The 5251-nt window shown below is 71.6% G+C and carries 4 protein-coding genes; 2 read left to right on the forward strand and 2 right to left on the reverse strand.

The window, feature by feature from the left end; translation table 11 throughout:
- Positions 1–6: 6 nt before the first annotated feature.
- A complete protein-coding gene (locus tag GUY60_RS33900; RefSeq protein ID WP_161704920.1) occupies positions 7–1818 on the reverse strand; it encodes a S9 family peptidase in 1812 nt (603 codons plus the stop codon).
- 379 nt (positions 1819–2197) lie between these two features.
- Positions 2198–2365 (reverse strand): hypothetical protein, encoded by a 168-nt coding sequence (locus GUY60_RS33905; RefSeq protein ID WP_161704922.1) that lies wholly within the window; start codon positions 2363–2365, stop codon positions 2198–2200.
- 165 nt (positions 2366–2530) lie between these two features.
- On the opposite strand from GUY60_RS33905, the gene GUY60_RS33910 reads away from it, so the two are divergent.
- Positions 2531–3046, forward strand: a complete 516-nt coding sequence (locus GUY60_RS33910; protein WP_312866527.1) for a flavoprotein — start codon at positions 2531–2533, stop codon at positions 3044–3046.
- Between the two features lie 209 nt (positions 3047–3255).
- Complete coding sequence (locus tag GUY60_RS33915) at positions 3256–4905, forward strand: adenosine deaminase family protein (protein WP_312866528.1); 1650 nt, start codon at positions 3256–3258, stop codon at positions 4903–4905.
- The last annotated feature ends 346 nt before the right edge of the window (positions 4906–5251 follow it).

Consider the following 5251-nt stretch of genomic DNA (forward strand, 5'->3'; position numbering starts at 1 on the left):
GCCCCCTCACCCCAAGTGCCGCGCCGCGAAGTCCAGCTCCAGGCGGACCTGCTTGATCCGCTCCTCCACGACCAGCGAACCGTGCCCAGCGTCGTACCGGTACACCTCATGCACCGCGTCCCGTGCCGCGAGCCGGTCCACATAGTTCTCGACCTGGCGGATCGGGCACCGAGGGTCGTTCACCCCCGCCGAGATGTAGACCGGCGCCCGCACCTGGTCCACGTACGTCAGCGGCGACGACGCCTCGAACCGCTCCGGCACCTCCTCCGGCGTACCCCCGAGCAGCGTGCGGTCCATCGCCTTCAGCGCCTCCATCTCGTCGTGGTACGCCGTGACGTAATCCGCGACCGGCACCGCGGCGAGGCCGAGCGCCCACGACTCGGGCTGTGTGCCGAGCCCGAGAAGCGTGAGGTAGCCGCCCCAGGAACCGCCGGACAGCACCAGCTTCGCCGGGTCGGAGAGACCGGAGGAGACGGCCCACTCCCGCACCGCCGCGATGTCCTCGAGCTCGATCAGCCCCACGCGGTGCTTGAGGGCGTCCGTCCACTCCCGGCCGTACCCGGTCGAGCCGCGGTAGTTGACCCGCACCACCGCGTACCCGTGGTCCACCCAGGCGGCCGGGCCCGCACCGAAGGCGTCGCTGTCGTGCCAGGTCGGGCCGCCGTGCACCTCGAAGATCGTCGGGAAGGGGCCCGCACCCGCGGGCTTCTGCACCAGCGCGTGGACGCGGCCACCGGGGCCCTCCACCCACGCGTCCTCCACCGGCACCGAACCCGGCGCCTTCATCCCGGGAGGATCGAGGACGACCGCACCCGAGGTCGACCGCACCTGCGGCGGCCGCGCGGCGGAGGACCACAGGTACTCCACCGTCCCGTCAGGCCGTGCCGTCGCGCCCGACACCGAGCCCTTGGGCGTCGCCACCTCGATCAGCTCGCGCTCCGCCAGGTCGTACCGGAACAGCTCGCTGCGGGCCTCGAAGCTGTGCGCGACCAGGAGACCCGAGCCGTCCGGATACCACTCCGCGCTCACATCGCCCGGCAGCTCCAGAGCGAGGTCGACCTCCTCGCCGGAGGCGACGTCCCACACCATCGGCTCCCAGCGCCCGCGCCGCTGATGTCCGACGAGCAGCCGGGTGTCACCGTCCACAGGAGCAAACCCGAGGACCTCGAGGCCCAGCTCCTCGCTGCCGTCCTTCGTGTCGTCGAGCTCGGCAACGGTGGTGCCGTCGAGGCGGACCACGCGCAGCGCCGAGTGCATGGCGTCGCCGTGCTCCGTGTGCTCCAGGGCGATCAGGGTGCCGTCGCGCGACAGGTCGCCCACGCCCGCCGACTCGCGGTGGCGGTAGATCTCGACGGGCTCCGCACCGGCCCGTACGACGTGGACGGTGGAGCCCTCCTCGTCCGTGGAACGGCCGACGACCGCCGTCGTCCCGTCCCGGCCGATGGCGAGCCCCGCGGGATAGGACGGCTCGAGACCGGGGGCCGCCGGCTCATCGGCGCCGCCACCCTCAGCCTTGGACCCGCCGCCCGCGAACGGCTGGCGCATCCACACCCCGAACTCGTCCCCGTCCGTGTCCGAGAACCACCAGATCCACTGGCCGTCCGGGGTGAGCACGCCGTCCGTCGTGCCGTTCGGCCGGTCCGTCACCTGCCGCTGCTCGCCGGTCGCTCTGTCCCACGCGTACAGCTCGTACGTCCCCGTCGCGTTCGATACGAACAGCGAGCGGTCCGGTGCGTCCTCCGCCCAGTCGGGCAGTGACACACGCGGCGCCCTGAAGCGCTTCTCCCAGTCCGGCCAGCCCGGCATCTCCGCAGTCATGACCCCATACTGCCTGGCCCCACCCACATTCCGCCGACGAGGTCCGCTGCCTGTGGATAACTTCCCCGGCCGGCCCGAGCGGACGCACCGGAGCGGACCGATTGTCAGTGCCGCGATGCAGACTCGCAGCATGACGAATCGACGAACGACGTTCCGAACGGCTGGGCCGGACAAGGCAGTTGATCCCTCAAGCGCTCCGATCGGCTCCGAGCGGTGCCGATCGGCTCCGAGCATGGCCAGGGGCCCGACCCGGAGTGCGGGTCGGACCCCTGACGTGATCATTCGCGACGACTGACGACTGACGACTGCCGACAGATGGCTGAGGACTGTCGACGGGCCGCTCGGCGGACCGTATGCGTACGGACGGACAGCCGAGCCCTCAGCGGTTGCCCTGGCGCCGGGCCTGGGACTTCTGCTGCATCCCCCGCGTCTTGGCCGAGATCGACTGCATCTCGGGCCGCGTGGCCTTCTCGCGCGCCTGCTGAGCGGAAAGCTTGGATTGCTGGGGGTCCTTCGGATGGCCGTGACCGTGGACGTTCTTGGGCATGGTCCCCTCTCCTCCTCGCATAGGAGCGTCATACGCAATCCACTGTCCCCCTGCCCGCCCACGACGGCATCTCGACCATGGAAGCGGTCGTCTCGCATCCGTTCTGACCTGCGCAAATATCGGAAGGTGGCACGATGGGGGAGCGCGCTGGGCAGACTCGGGGCCGTGACCGACAAACCATTCCTCTACGTCGTCGTATGTGCCGCCGGAGTCGCCGTGGACGCCGACGAGCTGATCACCGCCGCCCAGGCGCGGAACTGGGACGTGGGCGTGATCGCCACCCCGCAGGGCCTCGGCTTCCTGGACGCGGCGGCGGTGGAGGCCAGGACCGGCTACCCCGTGCGTTCGGCCTGGCGCGCCCCCGGCGACCCCCGCCCGCTGCCGGACCCGGACGCCATCGCGGTGGCACCGGCCACCTTCAACACCGTCAACAAATGGGCCGCGGGCATCGCCGACACCCTGGCTGTGGCCACCCTGTGCGAGGCGTACGGAGCGGGCGTACCCACCGCCGTACTGCCTTGTGTGAACGACAAGTTGGCGGCCCACCCGGCGTACGGCGCGAGCCTGGAGCGGCTGCGCGAGATGGGAGTCGCGATAGCCGACGGACGCCCCGAGCCGGGCGTCGACACGTTCCCCTGGGAGCGCGTGCTCGACCTGCTGCCGAGCCCAAGCCCGAGCTGAACAAGGGAGGTTGAGGGCACGCAGCACCCGGCGGCCCTCCCGTGAGGTCAGTCCGGTCGGTCAGGTCAGTCCGGTCGGTCAGGTCGGTCCGGTCAGTCCGGTCGGTCCGGTTGGGAAACCGGTGCCATCCGAGTGGACTTCGTACGCCCCACGGGTGCGGTCGGCGGTGACCGCACAGTTCACCGCAACTCCCTGGTGATCATGAGCCGGTGACTCTTCAACACCACCATGTCCCACGCCGCGCCCGGACCCTCCTCGCGGTCGCCGTCGCCACCTGCGCCACCCTCTCGTCCCTGGCCCTGTCCCCAGGGTCGGCGGGCGCCGCGCCCGCGCCGCAGGCGGGACCCACCGCCGTACCGCCGCCCCGCCCGACCGGCCGCGAAGCCGCCACGGACGCGTACCTCAAGGGCATCGAGGACCAGCCGCAGTTGATGCGCGAGTTCTTCCGGGAGCTGCCGAAGGGCGGTGAGCTGCACAACCACCTGTCCGGCGCGGTCTCCACCGAGTACCTGATCGGCCTGGCCGCGGACGACAGCTTGTGCGTGGACACCTCGACGATGACGGCCGTCGCCCCGCCCTGTGGTCCTGGCACCCGCCCGGCCGCGGACGCCCGCACGGACCGCGCGTTCCACGACGCTGTCGTACGGGCCTGGTCCATGCAGGACTTCCCGGAGGGCGGGAACGGCCACGACCACTTCTTCGCCACGTTCGGCAAGTTCGGCGAGGTGACCTGGCGGAACCGCGGCAAGCTGCTCGCCGAGGTCGCGGACGACGCGGCCGAACAGCGCCAGTTCTACCTGGAGACGATGGTCAGCCCGGCCTCGGGCGGCGCGAAGCAGCTCGCCGCCGATGTCGGCTGGGACGAGAACCTCTCCGACCTGCACAGCAAACTCCTCGCGGGCGGTCGGCTCGACCGGCTCGTCGCGGAGGCAGGTACGGAGGCGGACGACGCCAATGCCCGGTTCCGCGCCGCGGGCCGCTGCGACACCGACACCCCGAGGCCGGGCTGCCGACTGCCCGTGCGCTGGATCTCCCAGGTCTCGCGCGGCAGTTCGCCCGAGCGGGTCTTCACCCAGCTCGCCCTCGGCATGCGCCTCGCGGAGCGCGACGGGCGGTTCGTCGCGGTCAACCTCGTACAGCCGGAGGACGGCGAGCGCGCGCTGCGCGACTACAGCCTGCAGATGCGCATGATCCAGTATCTGCGCGGCGTGTACCCGGACGCCCATGTCACCCTGCACGCCGGCGAGTTGTGGCCGGGCCTCGTGAAGCCTGAGGACCTGAGCTTCCACATCAAGGACGCCGTCGGTGTCGCGGGCGCGGAACGCATCGGGCACGGCGTCGACCTCGTCCACGAGGACGACTGGCAGGGCACCGCCCGCTCGATGGCCGCCAAGGAGGTCGCGGTCGAGGTGCCGTTCACGAGCAACGCGCAGATCCTCGGCGTACGCGGCGCGGACCACCCCTTCGAGACGTACCGCAGGTACGGCGTGCCGGTCGTCCTCGCCACCGACGACCCCGGCATCAGCCGCGTCGACATCAGCCACGAGTACCGGTACGCCGCCGAGACGTACGGCCTCTCGTACGCGGAACTCAAGGACGTGGCACGGGCGTCGCTCGAGTACGCCTTCCTGCCCGGCGCCAGCCTGTGGCAGGGCAACCCCACGCGCGACGGACACCGCTTCACGCGCGCGTGCGCCGGTTCGCACCCGGGCGCGCGGCCGCCGGCCCCGGAGTGCCGGACCTTCCTGGCCGGGAACGCGAAGGCCGGTGTGCAGTGGCGCCAGGAGGCGGCCCTGCGCGAGTTCGAGCGCACGTTCCGCCCCGGGCGTCCGTGGACGGGCCCGCGCGCCGGGGCCTGACCCGGTAGACGAAGCGGGGCCGCTGACGAAGCGGGGCCGCTGACGGAGCGGGGCCGTTGACGCCCCGGAAAACCGTTGGCGGCCCCGCACCGCCCCCTCGTAGGCTCGGCTCACCAATCTGTTCTGCCCTGGGAGGGGTGTTTTATGACCCGGTACGAGCCGAGCGCCCCTCGCCGTACTGCGTGACCGCGACCGCGACCGCGACCGCGACCGTAACCGTAACCGTGACCGCCTGACGCGCCACGCCGGCACCGAGGCGAGGTCTGCTCGGCCGACTCCTGCTGATCTGAGTACCTTCCAGCAAGGAGCACCGGGTGTCCGACCCGTCGATCAACCCCGCCCCCAC

The organism is Streptomyces boluensis (assembly GCF_009908195.1).
GTDB lineage: Bacteria > Actinomycetota > Actinomycetes > Streptomycetales > Streptomycetaceae > Streptomyces > Streptomyces boluensis.

Coding starts and splice junctions, on each gene's coding strand:
- GUY60_RS33905 (WP_161704922.1), bottom strand. CDS start 2,365: ATGCCCAAGAACGTCCACGGTCACGGCCATCCGAAGGACCCCCAGCAA.
- GUY60_RS33900 (WP_161704920.1), bottom strand. CDS start 1,818: ATGACTGCGGAGATGCCGGGCTGGCCGGACTGGGAGAAGCGCTTCAGG.